Raw genomic sequence first — 595 nt, forward strand, 5'->3', positions numbered from 1 at the left:
TCGTCGGCGATGGCGCTCATCACACCGAGGTCGTGGGTGACGAGGAGCACGGCGAGGTTCCGCTCGATCGCCAGGTCGCGCAGCAGGTGCAGCATGCCGGCCTGCACGGTGACGTCGAGCGCCGTGGTCGGCTCGTCGGCCAGCAGCACCTCCGGGTCGCAGGCCAGCGCGATCGCGATCGCCACCCGCTGGCGCTGCCCCCCGGAGAACTGGTGCGGAAATTTCTTCAGCGCGGCGTCGGGATGCGGCACCCGCACGCGGTCGAGCAGCTCCGCAGCCCGCGTGCGCGCCTGTGCCCGCGAGAGGCCGAGGTGGGTGCGCATCACGTCCGTCAGCTGCGCGCCGACGGTGAGCTGCGGATGCAGGCTCGCCGACGGGTCCTGGAACACCATCCCGATGCGACGGCCCCGGACGGCGCGGTACCGGCGTGACGGCATCCCGATGAGCTCTTCGTCGCCGAGCCGGATCGACCCGCTCGCTGTGCCCCCGGCCGGCAGCAGGCCGAGAACCGCCATCGCGGTCATGCTCTTGCCCGACCCCGATTCGCCGGCCAGCCCCTGCACCGCGCCGGGGCGCAGCGCCAGGTCGATGCCGC

Annotated in this window: 1 protein-coding gene; it reads right to left on the reverse strand. The window is 73.3% G+C overall.

The window, feature by feature from the left end; all coding sequences use genetic code 11:
• Nucleotides 1–595 (reverse strand): ABC transporter ATP-binding protein (locus NQ160_RS24465; RefSeq protein WP_257517545.1); only part of this gene is annotated, 595 nt, incomplete at both ends.

This window comes from Microbacterium sp. zg.Y909, assembly GCF_024626565.1.